The sequence below is a fragment of the Paenarthrobacter sp. E2MeOHC11 genome (assembly GCF_058744955.1).
Genome location: NZ_CP196673.1, coordinates 661,743 through 679,467, shown reverse-complemented (window position 1 = coordinate 679,467; position 17,725 = coordinate 661,743). Strand labels below are relative to the sequence as shown.

Annotated in this window: 13 protein-coding genes; 6 read left to right on the top strand and 7 right to left on the bottom strand. The window is 64.4% G+C overall.

What is annotated here, in order from left to right:
* The first annotated feature begins 50 nt into the window (after positions 1-50).
* Together ACSSVG_RS02960 and ACSSVG_RS02955 are read left to right on the top strand one after the other, a co-directional pair.
* Complete coding sequence (locus tag ACSSVG_RS02960; RefSeq protein WP_231338729.1) at positions 51-1,271, top strand: L,D-transpeptidase; 1,221 nt, start codon at positions 51-53, stop codon at positions 1,269-1,271.
* A 187-nt stretch (positions 1,272-1,458) separates the two neighbouring features.
* The gene (locus ACSSVG_RS02955) at positions 1,459-2,310 is read left to right on the top strand and encodes a pentapeptide repeat-containing protein (RefSeq protein WP_492417187.1); all 852 of its coding nucleotides are present in this window, start codon (positions 1,459-1,461) and stop codon (positions 2,308-2,310) included.
* 27 nt (positions 2,311-2,337) lie between these two features.
* On the opposite strand, the gene ACSSVG_RS02950 is transcribed toward ACSSVG_RS02955, so the two are convergent.
* Positions 2,338-3,144, bottom strand: coding sequence for an RDD family protein (locus ACSSVG_RS02950; protein ID WP_231338727.1), 807 nt, complete (start codon positions 3,142-3,144; stop codon positions 2,338-2,340).
* A gap of 106 nt (positions 3,145-3,250) precedes the next feature.
* Between ACSSVG_RS02950 and ACSSVG_RS02945 the strand changes: the two genes are divergently transcribed.
* Both ACSSVG_RS02945 and ACSSVG_RS02940 read left to right on the top strand, forming a co-directional pair.
* A complete protein-coding gene (locus tag ACSSVG_RS02945) occupies positions 3,251-4,243 on the top strand; it encodes a stage II sporulation protein M (protein ID WP_231338726.1) in 993 nt (330 codons plus the stop codon).
* Positions 4,244-4,384: 141 nt separating this feature from the next.
* Positions 4,385-5,554: a TIGR01906 family membrane protein gene (locus ACSSVG_RS02940; RefSeq protein WP_492417186.1), complete on the top strand. Its 1,170-nt coding sequence runs from the start codon at positions 4,385-4,387 to the stop codon at positions 5,552-5,554.
* Here ACSSVG_RS02940 and ACSSVG_RS02935 read toward each other — a convergent pair.
* From ACSSVG_RS02935 to ACSSVG_RS02925, 3 genes are all read right to left on the bottom strand, one after another.
* A complete protein-coding gene (locus ACSSVG_RS02935) occupies positions 5,551-6,042 on the bottom strand; it encodes a hypothetical protein (RefSeq protein ID WP_492417185.1) in 492 nt (163 codons plus the stop codon). The two genes, ACSSVG_RS02940 and ACSSVG_RS02935, sit on opposite strands and share 4 nt — an antisense overlap.
* 156 nt (positions 6,043-6,198) lie before the next feature.
* A complete protein-coding gene (locus tag ACSSVG_RS02930) occupies positions 6,199-8,031 on the bottom strand; it encodes an AMP-dependent synthetase/ligase (protein WP_492417184.1) in 1,833 nt (610 codons plus the stop codon).
* Positions 8,032-8,041: 10 nt separating this feature from the next.
* Positions 8,042-9,859 carry a dolichyl-phosphate-mannose--protein mannosyltransferase gene (locus tag ACSSVG_RS02925; RefSeq protein ID WP_492417183.1) on the bottom strand — a complete coding sequence of 606 codons (1,818 nt, stop codon included), beginning with the start codon at positions 9,857-9,859 and terminating at the stop codon, positions 8,042-8,044.
* A gap of 125 nt (positions 9,860-9,984) precedes the next feature.
* Here ACSSVG_RS02925 and rsmI point away from each other — a divergent pair, with 125 nt between their 5' ends.
* A complete protein-coding gene (gene rsmI / locus ACSSVG_RS02920; RefSeq protein WP_492419124.1) occupies positions 9,985-10,860 on the top strand; it encodes a 16S rRNA (cytidine(1402)-2'-O)-methyltransferase in 876 nt (291 codons plus the stop codon).
* 160 nt (positions 10,861-11,020) lie between these two features.
* On the top strand, positions 11,021-12,502 hold the full coding sequence (locus tag ACSSVG_RS02915; RefSeq protein ID WP_231338721.1) for an NAD-dependent succinate-semialdehyde dehydrogenase: 1,482 nt from the start codon (positions 11,021-11,023) through the stop codon (positions 12,500-12,502).
* A 134-nt stretch (positions 12,503-12,636) separates the two neighbouring features.
* On the opposite strand, the gene ACSSVG_RS02910 is transcribed toward ACSSVG_RS02915, so the two are convergent.
* The 3 genes from ACSSVG_RS02910 to ACSSVG_RS02900 are packed head-to-tail and all read right to left on the bottom strand — an operon-like array spanning position 12,637 to position 17,705.
* Positions 12,637-15,159, bottom strand: coding sequence for a transglutaminase TgpA family protein (locus tag ACSSVG_RS02910; RefSeq protein WP_492417182.1), 2,523 nt, complete (start codon positions 15,157-15,159; stop codon positions 12,637-12,639).
* Positions 15,156-16,607 carry a DUF58 domain-containing protein gene (locus ACSSVG_RS02905; protein ID WP_492417181.1) on the bottom strand — a complete coding sequence of 484 codons (1,452 nt, stop codon included), beginning with the start codon at positions 16,605-16,607 and terminating at the stop codon, positions 15,156-15,158. The genes ACSSVG_RS02910 and ACSSVG_RS02905 overlap by 4 nt, the downstream gene beginning before the upstream one ends.
* A gap of 9 nt (positions 16,608-16,616) precedes the next feature.
* On the bottom strand, positions 16,617-17,705 hold the full coding sequence (locus tag ACSSVG_RS02900; protein WP_231338718.1) for an AAA family ATPase: 1,089 nt from the start codon (positions 17,703-17,705) through the stop codon (positions 16,617-16,619).
* Positions 17,706-17,725: the final 20 nt, after the last annotated feature.

Here is a 17,725-nt window from a genome sequence, read left to right as displayed (position 1 = left end):
TAGAATTGGGTGTTCAGTATTGCTTGCCGGGGGACAGGAAGACGGGAACCATGACGGAAGTCGCCAAACGGAAAACGGGCAAGATCCTTGCCATCGTAGGGATCTGCGCCGCTATTGCCGTGGGCGGAATTGGAGTCGCAACGGTGCCCGGGCTGCTGGCCGGTGGTACCCAGCTTGGTGGGGCCGCGCCGTCGCCGACTCCCACGGTGGAGGCCAAACCCGTGGAGTTGGGCATCACGCCGCTGGACGGAGCGATTGAGTGGAACCCCGTGGTGGGCCCACAGATCAAGGCGGTCAACGGCAAGGTCAAGGACGTGGTGCTGGCACCAGCCGATGGTGGTGTGCCAGTGCAGGGCAAGATCAGTCCGGACGGGACCACGTGGTCCACCGTGGAAGTCCTGAAGTTCAAGACCCAGTACAGCTATTCCTTCACCGTGGTGGATACCGCCGGGAAGGAAACCAAAAAGACCCAGACTTTTACTACGGTTTCCGCGGCCTATGAGGCCGACGCGTCCGTTTACCCCCGCAACGGCACTACAGCAGGTTCCGGGCAGCCCATCGAGATCAACTTCAGTGAGCCGGTGGTGGACAAGGCGGCCATGGAGAAGCGGGTTGCCATCACCGTTTCCTCCGGCCAACCTGTGGCCTGGCATTGGTACTCCGATAAGAAGGTGCGGATCCGCCCTGAAGCTTTCTGGGCTTCGGGTACCACCGTCACCGTCGACATGAAACTCCTGGGCGTCGACTTCGGAAACAAGATGATCGGCAACGCGGATGTGGTTTCCACGTTCACCACCGGCCCCCAGCGCGTGGCTGTGGTGGATGACACCACCAAGACCATGAACGTGTACTCCGACGGACAACTGGTCCACACCGCTCCAGTATCCCTGGGTGGCGAAGACTGGCTTTCTCCCACGGGCTATGCCGTGATCCTGGAGCAGGAGCGCAAATCCAACTTCAACGCCGGCAGTATCGGCCTCAAGCCGGGGGACAAGGGCTACTATGCGCCGATGGTGGTGGATTATGCCAACCGCCTGACGTGGTCCGGCGTCTATGTCCACCAAGCCCTTGAATCCGCTTGGGGGGCCATTGGCCGGGTCAACGTCTCGCATGGATGCGTCGGCCTGCTGCCGGACGATGCCGCGTGGTTCTTCAACAACATGAAGACCGGCGATGTTGTCCAGATCCTGAACACCGGGGCTCCTGCGGTGGAACCATTGGAAGGCTTCGGGGACTGGAACATCCCGTGGGCGAGCTACGCCCAGCGGTAGTCCCGAGGCTAGGATTGTCGCAGTGATTATTTCCTGCGCTCTTTGACCCACACTTCACGTGCCGACCATGCGTTGGCCCTCCATTTCGTGCTGCCCTCAGTGGTGATTCCGGGTGTCCCTGCGGGGAACCCGTTTGCGGGTTCCCCGGCTCCTTCCACCGGACCCCTTTTCACCCTTTGGAGCACCCATGACTCTTTCACCAACCCTTCGCCCGGACTGCGGCAGTTGCTTTGCGCTTTGCTGCACCGCTCTGGGATTCGCCCGCTCGGCTGACTTCGCCATCGACAAGCCAGCGGCCACGGCATGCCCGAACATGGCGGACGATTTTTCCTGCTCGATCCATCAACGCCTGGTGTCGCGGGGGTTCCGCGGCTGCACGGTTTTTGATTGCTTCGGCGCGGGCCAGGTGGTTTCCCAGCACACCTTCTCGGGCACCAGTTGGACTCAAGACCCCGCATCAAGGTCCTCGATGTTCGCCGTATTCAAAGTAGTCAGGCAACTTCACGAGATGCTCTGGTACTTGGCCGAAGCCAGTCAACGAACCTTCGATCCGGACCTCGCATCGGCAGCGGATCACTTGTCCGGGGACATAGCAACCATCGCCCAAGGCAACGCCCCCGCGGTGCTGGCCACCGACGTCGAAACCTTGCATGGAGAGGTGCGGACCCTCCTGATGGAGGTCAGCGAAGAACTGCGCGCCTCCTACGGTGCCGAGGACAAGCAGACGTTCGACGGCGGCCCTCACCGGGATGGTGAATCGGCCAGCGCGGACCTGGGCAGCAGAGACCTCATGGGAGCCAATCTTGCCAACCGGCGTCTCTGCGGAGCAGACCTCCGCAGTGCCTACCTGATCGGAGCAAACCTCAGGAACAGCGACCTCACAGCCGTTGACCTTCTGGGAGCAGATCTTCGCGGAGCGCAACTCCACGGCACAGACCTCTCCAAGGCCCTATACCTCACCCAACCGCAAATCAACGCCGCCGAAGGCGATGCCACAACCCTCCTACCCCCACGACTTACCAGACCGGCCCAGTGGTGATTTTGGCTGGTAGCAGCCGCACCAGAGCTAGGACTCGTGGCTGAACGGCAGCTTCCTGAGTCGTTCCCCGACGGTCGCATTCCGCTGCTCCGCTTGGCGCAGGCGGGCGAGTTCGCGGTTGCGCCGTTCCCCGAGGACTGCCCCGATGTAGTCCTCGGGGATGGTGCCTGGGGGAGGGGGAGGGGCGACGTATCTTGCGAGTTCGGACGCCAGGGATGCCGCCATGTTCACGCGCGATGCCGGGGCCATGAGGTACGCCTGCTGCACAAACGTTCCTGCCCTGCGCGCGGTGGCGTCGGGGACCCTGCCGATGTCAGCCATGGCTACCCAGGCCTGAAGGTAGTGGGGTGCCACGGGCATGATCCGTGGCTTGGAGGGAACACGCTGACGGAGCGAGTAAGTGCCGGCGACGATGTCGCCCAGGCGCTTGGACTTGTCGTTGAAAAGCGCTACTCCGATGGCCAGGCCACCGAACGTCATGTAGATCTCCAGGAAGCCGAGGAGGCCACGGATGAGGGCGTGGCGGAATCGGATGGACCCGCCGTCGTCGCGAACGATGCGAAGTCCTGTGGCGAGTTTTCCCAGGGACCGTCCGCGGGTGAGGGTCTCCACAGCGACGGGCACGATCACGACAGAGAATACGATGCTGCTGAGGACCAATGCCTGGATGGCGGCGTCATCGAGGTCCTGGGAGGCGGCGCCGATGAGGATGATGAGCAGTATCGCGAGGATGACCTGGGAGATGACATCAAGGATGAGCCCCAGTGCACGGGCAGCGAAGGAGGCCGGGCGCAACTCCAGGACCACTGCCTCGCCGGTGATGATTGAACTCATGCCCGCCCCCATGCTTCGCAAACGCGGCGGGCCCACGGCGTGCCCGCACCAATGAGTCTAGCTGCGGCACTGACCCGGTGGGTGGCACAGGCGCTAGGGTGGTGCCGTGGACATTGACGCCTTCTCGGCCGTGCAGGGGGACAAGTGGTCCCGGCTTCATTTCCTTGCGCACAAGCGCCGGCTCACGGGAGCCGAAGCGGATGAACTGCTGAGGCTGTACCAAACGGTGTCCGGACATCTGTCCCTGATTCGCTCCGTGGCCCCGGAGAGCGGCTTGTCGGCATCACTGTCTGCTGCACTGGCGCAGGCCAGGACACGGTTCACGGGCGCGCGCTCGAACTTCATGGAGGACCTGGCACGGTTCTTCGTTATTTCCTTGCCCGCGGCGTTCTACCGAATCCGCTGGCTCACCCTCTGGTGCGGGCTTGCCTTCGTGCTGGTAGCGGGCGCCTATGCCCTGTGGATCGGCACGTCACCGGATGCGTTGAGGGCCGTAGCCAGTGACGCAAAAGTGCAGCAGTACGTGGAGGAGGACTTCATTGACTACTACTCGGAGAATCCCGCTGCCTCGTTCGCAGGCGCTGTGTGGACGAACAACGCCTGGATTTCCGCCCAGGCCGTGGCGTTTGGAGTCACCGGGTTCTGGGTGCCGTTCATCCTGTTCATGAACGCACAAAGCCTGGGAGTCGCCGCAGGGCTTTTCCTGGCAACGGGAAAGATGGATATCTTCTTCAGCTACATCCTTCCGCACGGCCTGATGGAACTCACCGCGGTGTTCATTGCCTGCGCGGCGGGGCTCAAGATTTTCTGGGCCATGGTGCGGCCCGGTCCCAGGACGCGGCTCCAGGCTGTGGCCGATGAAGGACGGTCTTTGATGACAGTTGCCCTCGGGTTGGTGCTCGTCCTGCTCATTTCCGGGATAGTGGAGGGCTTCGTGACGCCGAGTGCGTTGCCTGTGTGGGCCAAGATCACCATTGGCGCGCTGGTTTTGGCTGGTTATTGGGTCTACACCCTGGTCCTCGGTGGGCGGGCAGCCCGCGCCGGTGTCACCGGTGACCTGGATGCCCACGACGCCGGGTATCGCAGCATCGCCGCGTAGACCTTACAGTTACGTTTCGATCTGGTCGCAGCCGGGGTGGCACCGCGTGTCTGTGTAAAGCCGGGCGGTAGGCTCGAATGCAGACAAGAGAGCCGGCAGCACCCCAATCGCCGGTGGATGCCTACGGAAGTGAAACCCGCTGTGAGCGACAAGAGCCAGAAACCACAAGAACCGGACACGGACGTCCATGAGGACCCCAACGAACCGGCCTTCGACTGGATGAAGCCGAAGGCCTCCGGCACTGCTTCCGGCGCAGCTCCTGCTACTACAGCGACGCCGGCCACCACCGCCACGCCGGCCACGACCGCGACGCCGGAAACTGAGACGCCCGCCAGCGGTCAGCCCGAAAGCCGCGCCGACCGTAAGGCTGCAGAAGCGGCCGACGCCGAGCCGGAACCTCCGCTGTTCGCTGACACGCTCGCTGGTGGCTCCACTGACAAACAGCCGTCGCACTATTCGGAACCCTTGCCGACGTCGGCCCTTCAGGTCCGTCCGCCGGAAGACGAGGTGGCCCGACGCAACGCAGAGCGGGAGCAAGCCGCCAAGGTGAAACCGATCGGCCCACGGGTTTTCCAGGTGCTGTTGGCCGTCTTCTATCCGGTGATCCTCCTGGTGCTCGCCGTCCGGGCGGTCACCAGCCCCCTGTTCCTGTGGGTGGAGTACAACCGCCCTGGTTTTCCCGGAGACGGCTACGGTTTCAGCACTGACGACCGCATGACGTACGGCTCGTACGCCGTGGATTACCTGAGCAACTGGGCCGGTCCGCGGTACTTGGGTGGCTTGGTCAACCAGGACGGTGCCAAGCTGTTCAAGGACAGCGAAGTGGCGCACATGGCCGACGTCAAGCTGGTCATATTGTCGTCCTTCGGTGCCGGCCTGCTGCTCATCATCCTCAGCATCATCGCCATCCTGTACCTGCGTAAGCGCAGTAACGGCGGGATCCGTCGCGGCCTCTTTGCAGGCTCCATCGTCACCCTGGTCATCATCATTGGCCTCGCTGTCCTGGCAGCACTGAGCTGGCAACAGTTCTTCACCGAGTTCCACCGAATCTTCTTCGCCAACGGCACGTGGACGTTCTCGCTGGAGGACACCCTCATCCGGCTCTTCCCGGGACAGTTCTGGATCGACGCGGGCATCGTCATTGGTGCCCTGGTGTTCCTCGTAGCGACGCTGACGTTCATCTTCACGTGGCCCACCAAGCAGCGTCGGGGTGCGGGCACAGCGGTTGACGAAGCCGATGCTTCAGGCGATGACGCTGCTGCGGATGATGCGGAAAGCGTCAGCAACGAACCAGCGGACATTAAGCGCTAGCCGCACCGGCTTCTCCGGGGACCACTCCCGCGGGCCAGGAGATCGACAAGGCGCCCGGGATGGTCTGTGCTGGCGATGACGGTCTTGCCGTTTTTCAACTCGATATTGATCTCGGGACCGCCGACGAGGTACCCGACCATGCCGGGCCCCATGTATCGGAGCCCGTACCCGCTGGGGCCGGCCGCCTCGTCGGTGGTCACCGTCGCGATTTCATCCCTCGGTAGAGTTCGTTTGACGATGTCGCAGAAGGCGATCACGACGTTCTGCGGGTCGACCTTGACCGTGACGGTCATGAAGGCGATGAATGAACCAGCTGCGGTGGTGACCAGGGGTGCGAAGAGCACTTCCGGCGTGTTCTTCAGGACGATCAGCACGAACAGCACCGGGCCGAGCGCAATCATCGTGAAACCCACGATTCGCGGTACCAAGGTAGACCGGACACGCGAGTAGTAGAGCGCGGGTAGTGGTATGCGTGATGGATCTGCCATGGGTTCCCCTTTGAACGTTTGGTTCGTGAGGAAAACGCTAGGGGGACAACAGCGGCACCTAGGGGGACATTGCCCAAAATAGGTGGCGATGTGGGCCGAATTAGGTGCTGATTTGGTTGTGCTAGGTGGTGTATCGCGGCGGTCTAGGTGGTGCCGCTACTTTTCGTAGAGCTTCTCCACAACCGACGGGAAATCGCCAACCACGGCGGCCCGCTTCAGTTTGAGCGAAGGCGTCAAATGCCCGGATTCGACGCTGAGCTCAGCCGTAAGGAATGCGAACTTCTTGATCGATTCAGCGGCGGACACGAGCTTGTTGGCCTCGTCCACCGCCGACTGCACGGCGGCGTTTACCCGGTCGTCCCGGGCTGCGTCCTCGAGTGACAAGGCATCCACCTTGTTCTCCGCGCACCAATCGGCAAGGCCCTCGGCGTCCAGGCTCACCAGTGCCCCGATAAACGGCCGGCCATCGCCCACCACCACTGCCTGGCCCACCAGAGGGTGCTCGCGGAGCTTCTCCTCCAAAGGTGCGGGGGCCACGTTCTTGCCACCTGCAGTGACCAGGAGGTCCTTCTTGCGGCCGGTGATGGTCAGGAAGCCGTCGTCGTCCAGTTCGCCGAGGTCGCCGGTACGGAAAAAGCCATCAACAAACGCAGCCTCGTTGGCTGCCTCATTGCGGTGATACCCCTTGAAAACGCCGATACCCTTGACCAGAACCTCACCGTCGTGTGCCACCCGGACGGTGGTGCCGGGAAGGGGGATCCCGACGGTACCGATACGCGACATGCTGGGGGTGTTCACTGTGCACGGCGCAGTGGTCTCTGTCAGTCCGTAGCCCTCCAGCACGGGAACACCCGCGCCATGGAAGAAATGGTTGTCACGGAGGCTCAGGGGACTGGCTCCCGACACCGTGTAGCCGACGTTCCCGCCAAAGATCTCCCTCACCTTGGGATACAGGAGTTTGTTGAACGCACGATGCTTCATTTCCAGCAGCCAACCCGGCCCCTGCCCCTGGCCACGGGAGGCGCGATCCACCGCCGTCGAATAATCCACAGCGGTTGCCGAAGCTGCGGAGAAGAGCGCCGACTTTCCGCTCATAGCGGCTTTGTGGCCGGCGCCGGCGTAGACCTTCTCGAAGATGCGGGGCACGGCCAGCAGGAAGGTGGGCTTGAACGTACTGAGGTCTGCCATGAGTCCGCTGGCGCCGGCACTATGACCGAGTGTGATGCCTGCCGTGAGGCAAACCACCTGGACCGCCCTGGCAAGGACGTGCGCCAGAGGCAGGAACATCAGCGTCCGTGCGCCTTGCTGCATCAGCAGTTCGGGGAGGAACGGGATGACGTTCCGTGCCACCAGGACAAAGTTGCCATGGGTTATTTCGCAGCCCTTGGGCTTGCCGGTGGTTCCGGAGGTGTAGACGATCGAGGCGATGTCGGCCAGGTTTGCGGCACTGCGCTGGCGCTCCAGCTCTGCGTCCATGATGCCGACTCCGACGGCGGAGACGCTGGTCAGGTTGGGGGCGTCGCCGTCGTGCTCCATCCGCACGATCGCCACGGGATCGTCCCCGAGCGCCGTGGACCGGTTTACCACGGCGTGCACGAGATCGGCTTTGGCGATGTCCTCGACAAAGATGCGCCGGGCACCGGAATCGGCCAGGATCCACTCGATCTGGCTTGCCGACGACGTCTCGTAGATGGGCACAGTCACTCCGCCGGCCATCCAAATGGCGAAATCAACCAGCGTCCATTCGAAGCTTGAACGGGAGAGCACTGCTACGGGGTCGCCGGGGCTGAGGCCACCGGCAATCAGTCCCTTGGCCAGGGCAGTGACATCGGCCAGGAACCGGGCCGCGGAGACGTTCAGCCAGCCGTTGGCCGTCTTGTGCGCGTACAGGATGCCGAACGGGTCCTTGGCGCAGCGTTCCAGGAGGAGGTCCGTCACGTTGGTGTTCGGGTCGGCCTCGACCAGAAGGTCTGTGCTGGCTTCCCTCACTGCTTGCCTCCTAGATCCACGATGGCATCCACATTCTCATCCGCCATTCTTCGTAGCTGATCACTTCCGCGGTCAGCACCGGATAGAAGAACGCAGTCGCCAGGACAGCCAAAATCAGCACCAGGCCCACCACGTAGAGCCCGGACCGCCGCCGCCACGGAGGATCGCTGCTGCGGCCCAGGGCCAACCCCAGCACGTACGTCAGGCCGAGGACAAGGAACGGCTCGAAGGACACCGCATAGAAGATGAACATGGTCCGTTCCGGGTACATGAACCACGGAAGGTATCCGGCGGCGACTCCGGCAAGGATGGCACCTGCGCGCCAATCCCGGCGGCCCGCCCACCAGAACAGCAGGATGACCAAGGCAATGGTCCCGCCCCACCACACCACCGGGTTGCCCACCGGCAGGATGGCCGACGAACAGGTTTCAACGACGCAGCCCGCGGTGCCCTGCTTGGGGGCCTGGTAGAAGAACGACGTAGGCCGGCCCATGACGAGCCAGGTCCAGGGGCTGGACTCATAGGGGTGGTCCGAGCTCAGTCCTTGGTGGAACTTGTAGGCCTCAAGGTGGTAATGCGCAAGGGACCGCACGGAGTTGGGCAGCCAATCCCATCCGGGTGCGGGATTGGTGGCCGCCCACTGCCGGTAGTAGGCGTCCTTCGACAGGAACCAGCCCGTCCAGGTTGCCGCATACGTGACGGCGGCGACCGGAATGATGGTCACGAACGCCAACAACCCGTCCTTGATGATGCCGGCACTGAACCAACTGCGGATGCCGGAAATGCGCCGGGCGCTCAGGTCCCACAGCACAGTCATCAGGCCAAAGGCAGCCACGAAGAACAGCGCGGACCATTTGGTTCCCACTGCCAAACCCATGCAGATCCCGGCAACCAGACGCCACCAGCGCATACCGAGCCAAGGACCTGCCACCAGCTGGGTGGGTGTTGGGCGACCGCCCGGCGAAGCAGCCGCCTGCGCGGCGAGCCGGGAAGCGAGACGACGGCGGCCGTCGTCGCGGTCCAACAGCAGGGCGCCGAACGCGGCGAGGATCCAGAACGCCAGGAAGACGTCCAGCAATGCTGTCCGGGACAGCACCAAATGGTGGCCATCAATGGCGAGCAGGAGCCCGGCAACGGCGCCGAGGGTGTGCGAACGGAACAGCTTCAGGGCAATGAGTGAGACAAGGAACACGGTCAGGGTCCCCGTCAGCGCCGCGCTAAAGCGCCAGCCGAAGGGATTGTCTCCGCCGAACAGCCACATCCCGAAGGTGATCATCCATTTGCCGACCGGCGGGTGGACCACATACTCCGGTGTGTTGAGCAGGACGTTCGGGTTGCCGGCATTGAAGGAGTCGTTGGCATTGGCGGGCCAGCTGCGTTCGTAGCCGCTCACCAGGTAGGAGTAAGCATCCTTGACGTAATACGTCTCATCGAAGACCAGGCTGTGCGGGGCGTCCAGCCGGAAGAAGCGGAGAATCCCGCCCAGGACCGCGGTGATGGTGGGGATCAGCCAGAACCACAAACGCAAGGTGGCCGGGTAATCGCGCCAGCTTTGGATCCCGCCGATCAGGCGCTCTCTCAGGGCTTGGGCCGTGTAGGCCTCGGCTGGCCGGACGATCCAGGGGTGGCGTTCCAGCCCCCGGCCCGGCAGGGGACTGCCCGGGTTGTCGTCCACAGACGTGCTCAGGCGGGACCGCGATGCGTCCCGTCTGGTCCGGGCGCCGGGCTGATCGATGCTGTCCACAACGCCCGTGTCACCGGCTCCGGCGGTTGCGGGGGACGCCACAGGAGTTCCGGAAGTGGTGGCAGGAACGGGCGACTGGTTCACCCGCCCATGCTACCTTTCCATCCTTGCTGCAGCGTTGAGGTGCGGCGTTGAGGACGGCGCGGCATTAGGCTTGGCAGGTGGACGAACAACGCAGCACCCCGGACGAGCCTCCCTTCAGCGATGACGTGTACGAGGCGACTCCTGCCGCCGGCGGCGGCGCAACCCCGGGCATAGGACGGATTGTGCTGGCGGCCACCCCCATCGGAAATGTGGGGGATGCCTCCTCCCGCTTGATCGAACTCCTGGCGACCTCGGACATAGTGGCGGCAGAGGACACCCGCCGTTTGCACCGGCTCGTCACGGCCTTGGGCGTGGAGGTCTCCGGACGCGTCATCAGTTACCACGAACATAATGAAGTGGCGAAGACCGGGGAACTCCTTGACCACGTGCGCGCCGGAAAGACCATCCTCATGGTCAGCGACGCCGGGATGCCCGCGGTTTCGGACCCCGGTTTCCGCTTGGTGGAGGGAGCCGTCGCGGCCGGCCTGACCGTTACAGCGGTGCCCGGACCTTCGGCTGTGCTGACGGCGCTCGCGCTGTCCGGCCTGCCAACGGACCGCTTCTGCTTTGAAGGCTTCCTGCCACGCAAATCAGGGGAGCGGAACTCCCGCCTGGTGGATTTGGCCGATGAGCGCCGCACCATGGTCTTCTTCGAGGCCCCACATCGTCTTGAAGTCATGTTGCGGGCACTGCACGAGCGTTTTGGCGCCGAGCGTCGCGCCGCTGTCTGCCGTGAATTGACCAAGACCTATGAAGAAGTCATCCGCGGCACGCTCCGCGAACTGCTGGAGTGGGCAGAGAGCAACGAGGTCCGCGGCGAAATCGCGGTTGTGGTGGGCGGTGCGCCTGAACAGGAACCCGGTAAGCCCGAGGACCATGTAGCCGCAGTGAACGAACTCATCTCCCAAGGCATCCGCTTGAAGGAAGCCGTGGCTGCGGTAGCCGATGACGCCCGCGTCAGTAAGCGCGAGCTGTACTCCGCGGTGCTTGCAGCACGCTGACGCGCGCTGTGCAGCTGCACAAATTGGCGTCCGCATGGCAGTGCGTGAAGGCGTAGACACTCCTTCTCGCGGGGCAGTACCGTGGCAGTAATTCAAGCCACTTCCGGCAACGAACCCCAGTGGTGCAATTCTCCAAAGCACCCAAGACGAAGGAGTCGCCATGACTGTCACGGTTGAACGCGAAAGCGAACTGCTGGCTTCCGTCCCCACCGGCCTGCTGATCAACGGTCAGTGGCGCCCGGCCGGATCCGGAAAGACCTTTGATGTTGAAGACCCGGCCACGGGCAAGGTCCTGCTCAGCATCTCCGACGCCGGTGCTGAAGACGGCGCCGCGGCCCTCGACGCCGCTGCTGCCGCCCAGGCCGATTGGGCCCGCACTGCACCGCGCGAACGCGGCGAAATCCTGCGCCGTGCCTTCGAGCTCGTCACCGAACGTGCCGAAGACTTCGCCCTGCTGATGACCCTGGAAATGGGCAAGCCCCTGGCCGAAGCGCGCGGCGAAGTCACGTACGGCGCCGAGTTCCTGCGCTGGTTCTCCGAAGAAGCGGTCCGCGTATCGGGCCGCTACTCCGCAGCACCTGATGGCAAGAACCGCCTCCTCGTGCAGAAGAAGCCGGTGGGCCCTTGCCTGCTGATCACCCCGTGGAACTTCCCGCTGGCCATGGCCACCCGCAAGGTAGCCCCCGCCGTCGCTGCTGGTTGCACCATGGTGCTCAAGCCCGCGAACCTGACCCCGCTGACCAGCCTGCTCTTCGCGCAGGTCATGCAGGAAGCCGGCCTCCCCGCCGGTGTCCTCAACGTCATCCAGACCTCCACTGCCGGCGCAGTCACTGGCCCGCTGATCAAGGATGACCGTCTCCGCAAGATCTCCTTCACTGGCTCCACCCCGGTAGGCCAGGCCCTGATCCGTGAAGCCGCCGACAAGGTGCTCCGTACCTCCATGGAGCTCGGTGGCAACGCCCCGTTCGTGGTCTTCGAAGACGCCGACCTTGACAAGGCCGTTGAAGGCGCCATCGCCGCGAAGATGCGCAACATGGGCGAGGCCTGCACCGCAGCCAACCGCTTCATTGTGCACGAGTCCATCGCCGACTCCTTCGCGGAGAAGTTCGCCGCGAAGATCGGTGCGCTGACCACGGCCCGCGGTACCGAGGCCGAGTCCAAGGTTGGCCCGCTGATCGACGGCAAGGCCCGCGATGGCGTTCACGCGTTGGTCACCGAAGCCGTAGCAGGAGGTGCCACAGCCGTCACCGGTGGTGCCGCCGTCGACGGTCCCGGCTACTTCTACCAGCCCACCGTGCTGAAGAATGTCGCAGCTGATGCCCGCATCCTGCGGGAAGAAATCTTTGGACCGGTAGCGCCGATCATCACGTTCTCCACGGAAGATGACGCTGTTCGCCTGGCCAACAACACCGAATATGGCCTGGTTGCCTACGTCTTCACCAAGGACCTCAACCGTGGCCTGCGCATCAGCGAGCGGATCGAGACCGGCATGCTCGGCCTCAACGCCGGCGTGATCTCCAACGCTGCTGCCCCGTTCGGTGGCGTCAAGCAGTCGGGCCTGGGCCGCGAAGGCGGTTCCGAAGGCATCGAAGAGTACCTGTACACCCAGTACGTAGGTATCGCGGACCCGTACGCCGACTAGGCGGCGCAGGATCCGGTCCACCGCTCTCGCAACAAGAACGGTTGACAAACGTAAGGGCCCGGCCACGGAATCACAAGTTCCGGCGTCGGGCCCTTTGCTGTGTCAGGGGGTCCTGCCGATCAGGAACAGCGGAGCTAGCGGCGCTGCGGCAGCAGGCCCCGGAGCATGCGCCAACCACGCGCGACCGCCCACCCCACAGCCTTTCCGAGCGCTGCCAAGGCCCGGAAGGGCGCGCCGAGGGCGTGCACCCATCGGCGCATCATCGACGGCGGCAGCCAGTCCGCGCGGAAGCGAACCAACCAGCGGGCGTTGTGCCGCATCGACTCACGGACGACGGCGATACGCGTCGCCGCTGGTGGTGTGGCTGCCTGCGCGGCTGCCTGTGCGGCAACGGCACCGCGGCCATAACGCTGCCGTTCGAAGTCCGAGGTGAGCGACGAGACTGCGACGTGCGCGGCGTCGTCCATTCCGCCAGTGTCGCCAAGGGCGGCGCTGGAGCGGAGCCTGGCGGAGAAGTGCCGGGGCGTTTCGCTGGGCGTGGACGGTAAGCCGTAGTCGGTGGCCAGATCCTGGAGTTCCGCCCACGCCAACTCGGGGGCTGGGTCTTTGTATCCGGGCATCACGGCGTCGGCGTCATCCGGAGGTTTCCGGTTCAGGCGGCGGCGGCGCAGCACCGTCCTGCTGAGCCGTGGCGACCACAGGAATCCCAGCAGCACCAGCACGCCCGCCGTGGCCGCCGCGATGGTGGGGAGCGGGTTCACACTGGCTGAGCCTGCGGCCGGAGTGTCCACTCCGGGCAGGGGAACAGGAGCGGGAGTGGCGGGAGCGGGGGTGGTCAGGACCTCTTTTTCGTCCGCGTTGGTGCTGAGGTTGGTGGGGGCCGAAGATTCAGTAGCGTATTCGGGAACTACGCCGCGCGAAGGAGTGGGCTCAAACGGAACCCAGCCCAGGCCCTCAAAGTAAAGCTCAGGCCACGCATGGGCGTCGCGGGCGTCAACCTCGTACTCCGGGAAGGACCCCTGACCGACCAAGGCCACGGACTCGCCGGTGAGCCGGCCGGGTGCATAGCCCACGGCAATGCGGCTCGGAATACCTTCAGCCCGGGCCATGACGGCCATCGCCGAGGAGAAATGGACGCAGTAGCCGCTCTTCACCGCCAGGAAGTCGGCCAGGACCGAGAGGCCGTTGCCGTCGTAGCCGTTCTGCACCGGCGCCTGCAGGGAATAGGTGAACTCGCCGGAGCGAAGATACTTCTGGAGGGCCAGCGCCTTGCCGTAGTTGCTGCCGGCGGATGCCGTGACCGAATCGGCCGTTTGGCGCACAATGTCCGGCAGGTTGCCCGGGATACGGAGGAAGTCATCCGAAATGCCCTGCGGGACCGCCGAGGCCTGGGACAAGGATTGCGCCGTGACCTTCGGGGCGGCGGAGAACACCACGTACCGCTGCGCACGGGTGGTGGTCTCGGTGCTCATGATGCTCAACGTTGCAGGATCCCAGGTCCAGCGACCGTTGAGGCCGTTCACCGAAGCCGGCGCGAACGGAGCAGGCAGGTAGGGGCTTGTGAACAGGCCTGCGTTGACGGACGTGACGGCGTTGACCACTTCGCCCTGGACGGCGTACCCCGTCTCAATCCTGTCCGCCCCCACGCGCCGCTCAGCGGAGCGGTCGTCGGGGGCCCAGGTTTCGCCGTCGAAATGATCGATGGTCACTGATCTCAGATACAGGGGCGCGCTGGAGCTCGTGGCATAAGTGATACGGCCAGCTCCCGTAGGACTCCGGAGGCTGTTGCCCAACGTGATCATGGGATTGAGCCCGTTGGAGGTACCCCATGGGCTCAGCCGCGAGCCCTGCGGGAAGGTGCCGGTCTCGAAGCCCGGGATTGCCAACGGAACCACCATGGTCAAGGCCAGGGCCAGCCCACCGGTAACCACTGAACGCCTGAACTGGCCAGCGCCCCGGCCGGATCCGGACTGCAGCCGCGCATCAGGGGCGAACCAGTGGCTGCAACCGAGAATGAGGAGGTAGCCCACGGCAGCGCCGATGAAGCCCGCAACGCCCACGCTCTGGGGCTTGATGGTGGCCGGAACCACCATGACGGCAAGCAGGCCAATGCCGCTGGCCGCGGGCATCGCCAGGGGTACAGCCAAGGCATCGATCAAGATCACCAGCAGCCCCAGGCAGGCGCACATGACGAACACTATTCCGGCGTTCGGCGCCACGGGAGCGCTTTCGGACACCACCGTTTCGGCAGCCCGTTTGATAAGGCGCCCGACGGCGGAGAACGTCCCCGCAGTGGGGATGAAGCCCGCAAGGCTTTCCTGGCGGCAAAACGTGAAACTCAGGATCCCCGCGAGGGTGGCAAAGGAACCCAAGGTGGCCAGCAGCGGCCGGGCTCGAAGCGCGCGGAGGACGGCCAAGGTCAGCGCCACGACAACCACGGTGGTGATCAATGGCATGAACCAGGCCCACCCCCTGAAGACACCGTTCAGGGACAAGGCAGCGCCAAGCACGGCCACGACAATGGACCCTGCCATGACCCAGGGGTAGGGGCCCGGCCCTGGTGCTCGTGTCCGTCGCGAGCCGGCCGGCTGCTTCTGGCCCGTCCCGCTGTTGGGCTGGGTGGGCGTGGGGGAGCCTACATGGGAGGTAGCGGTCACCGGGGCACCGCCGCTCCACGACGAACGTCCATGGCTGATCCGGCAGCGTCCACAATTCCGCCTTCGTCGAACGCTGACCAGGCTGCACCCAGCTGCGTCTTGGATGTGACCACGGCCACCCGCCAGCCCGCGAGCCGCAGAATCTCCAGCACGTCGTCGTTGTTCCGGGTCGCCTCCGTCACCATCAGGGCGAAAGCGTTGGCTCCGTAGGCCGCCGCAGGAGCCAGGGATCTGGCCTCGGCGGGAGTCAGCGTGCCCAGCAGCGCAAGAAGCGGGCCACGCAGTCGGTGGGCAGCGAGCTTGTCCATGAGCCGGTCATCAAAGGGGGCATCGGCAGAATCCGGGGTGGATGACCCCGCCGCGGCCTCCCTGTGTTCGGTGCCGTGATGATCCGCCCGGTGATGCTCACCCCTGGAATGCCTGGGACCGCTGAGCTCTATGGCCGCCAGTCCTTCGGCGATGGCCTGCAGGCCACCGGCACCCGCGAACTCCTCGGCATCAGGTTCCGGTGCCGAGCGCGAACGGTTGAACGCCGGGCTCCCAAAAGCGTCCAGAACCCGCAACGAGTAGTTTCGTTCTGCCAAATGGGACGTGATGGACATGGCTGCCGTGACAATCCACTCAAAGTTCGGACTCGTCACCAGGTCCGAGTCTTCGTCGTGGCCGCCAAACATGGATCCCGTTCCGCCGGCCAAGGCATTGAAGCGCTGGTCCAGGATGAGGGTGGCTTCCGGAGTCGTTACTGACTCCTCCTGGCGCACCATGAGTTGGCCATGGCGCGCAGTGGCCGCCCAATGGACCCTTCGCATGGGATCGCCGTGCCGGTACTCGCGGGTCATGATGTCGTCGTCGCTGGGGTTGGCGCGGATGCGCGTCGCGGTCACGCCGTCGTTGCCGCGCGCTCCAGCGAGTCCGGTGACGGGAAGGTCGACGGCGGCAGGCGTCACGGTGAGGATGTCGCCGTCGTCGATTGAATGCCGCCGAAGCGACAAGCCGAAGGGGTCGCTGAACTCTGCCGTGACCGGACCGATGCGGAACTGCCCGCGCTTGCCCGAGCGGAGGTGGTATTCGTAGCGGCTGGTGCCGCCGGAAGCTGACCGTGCGGGGAAACGGAATGCCGGAGGCTCTCCGAAGCGGGGAGGCAACTGCTCCTCCATGACCACGTGCCCAGTGGAATATGAGGACCTGGCCACGGCCAGTCGCACGGTGGTGGTGCTCGCTGTTTCCACAGTGGAGGGATTGAACTCCCGGTACACCTGGAACTTGGGCTTGAGAACCCGGACGCCGGCGAGGGCCGCCAGCGGCAGGAGGATCAAGAGGATGGCCAGCGTCAGGAGATCCCGGCGGCCCATGACGTAGGCGCACCCAAGGGAGATCGCCCCGGCCGCAAGCAAACCCCAGCCACGGGTGGTAAACAAATGCTTGGGGAGTCGATCAACCAGCGCCATTCCTGCCTCCTAAGCGGTGTGCCTGTCCCTGCGCCAGGCGCCAGGCGGCTCCTGGGCTACCGGAACGGATGCCAGGATGCCACGAAGAATGCTCTGGGGCGTATCGCCCGAGCTCGCCGCTTTGCGGTCCAGGATGATCCGGTGGGCGAGTACCGATTCCGCCACGTCCACCACGTCGTCCGGGAGCACGAAGTCGCGGCCGTCCAATGCCGCGGTCGCTTTGGCCGCACGGAGCAGCTGCAGCAATGACCGGGGGCTCGCGCCCAGACGGAGCCTGGCGCTGTCGCGGGTGGCCCGCCCGATTGCCACCGTGTATTCCTTGATCGCCGTGGATACGTGGACCTGCTGGACGGTGGCGATCATGGCAGCGACATCGCTGGCCGTGACAACCGGGGTTACTTTGACCAGGGGAGAGGACGCTTGGTGCGTCTCCAGCATTTCGATCTCGGCTTCCTTGTCCGGGTAACCCATGGAAATCCTCGCCATGAAGCGGTCCCGCTGGGCCTCCGGCAGGGGGTACGTGCCTTCCATCTCGATAGGGTTCTGCGTCGCCACCACCATGAAGGGCAACCCCAGCTGGTATGAATGCCCGTCCACTGTCACTTGGTGCTCTTCCATGCATTCCAGGAGGGCGGACTGCGTCTTGGCCGAGGCTCGGTTGATTTCATCGCCGATCACAATGTTCGCGAACACCGCCCCCGGGCGGAACTCGAACTGCCGTGAGGACTGGTTGTAGATGGAAACGCCAGTGACATCGGAAGGCAGGAGGTCGGGGGTGAACTGGATGCGGGAGACCGTACAGTCCACTGTCCGGGCCAGTGTCTTGGCCAACAATGTCTTTCCGACGCCGGGCACATCCTCCAGCAGGAGGTGGCCTTGCGCCAGCAGCACGGTCAGGGCGAGCTTCGCGGCGTCGGCCTTGCCGTCAATGACCTTGTTGATTGAACTGAGGATGCGTTCGCTGGCGTCGTGGAACCGCTCTCCGTCCATGACCTGCGGCCGATGCCCGTTGAGCGCGGCTCCATCGCGTGGCAGCGCACTGTAAGCCTCACCCTGAAGAGGGGTAGGTTCAACGGATACTTGTCGCTTGGACTCCATGGATTGCCCTTCAGCCGTGG

Coding starts and splice junctions, on each gene's coding strand:
- ACSSVG_RS02960 (WP_231338729.1), top strand. CDS start 51: ATGACGGAAGTCGCCAAACGGAAAACGGGCAAGATCCTTGCCATCGTA.
- ACSSVG_RS02955 (WP_492417187.1), top strand. CDS start 1,459: ATGACTCTTTCACCAACCCTTCGCCCGGACTGCGGCAGTTGCTTTGCG.
- ACSSVG_RS02950 (WP_231338727.1), bottom strand. CDS start 3,144: ATGAGTTCAATCATCACCGGCGAGGCAGTGGTCCTGGAGTTGCGCCCG.
- ACSSVG_RS02935 (WP_492417185.1), bottom strand. CDS start 6,042: ATGGCAGATCCATCACGCATACCACTACCCGCGCTCTACTACTCGCGT.
- ACSSVG_RS02915 (WP_231338721.1), top strand. CDS start 11,021: ATGACTGTCACGGTTGAACGCGAAAGCGAACTGCTGGCTTCCGTCCCC.
- ACSSVG_RS02905 (WP_492417181.1), bottom strand. CDS start 16,607: ATGGCGCTGGTTGATCGACTCCCCAAGCATTTGTTTACCACCCGTGGC.
- ACSSVG_RS02900 (WP_231338718.1), bottom strand. CDS start 17,705: ATGGAGTCCAAGCGACAAGTATCCGTTGAACCTACCCCTCTTCAGGGT.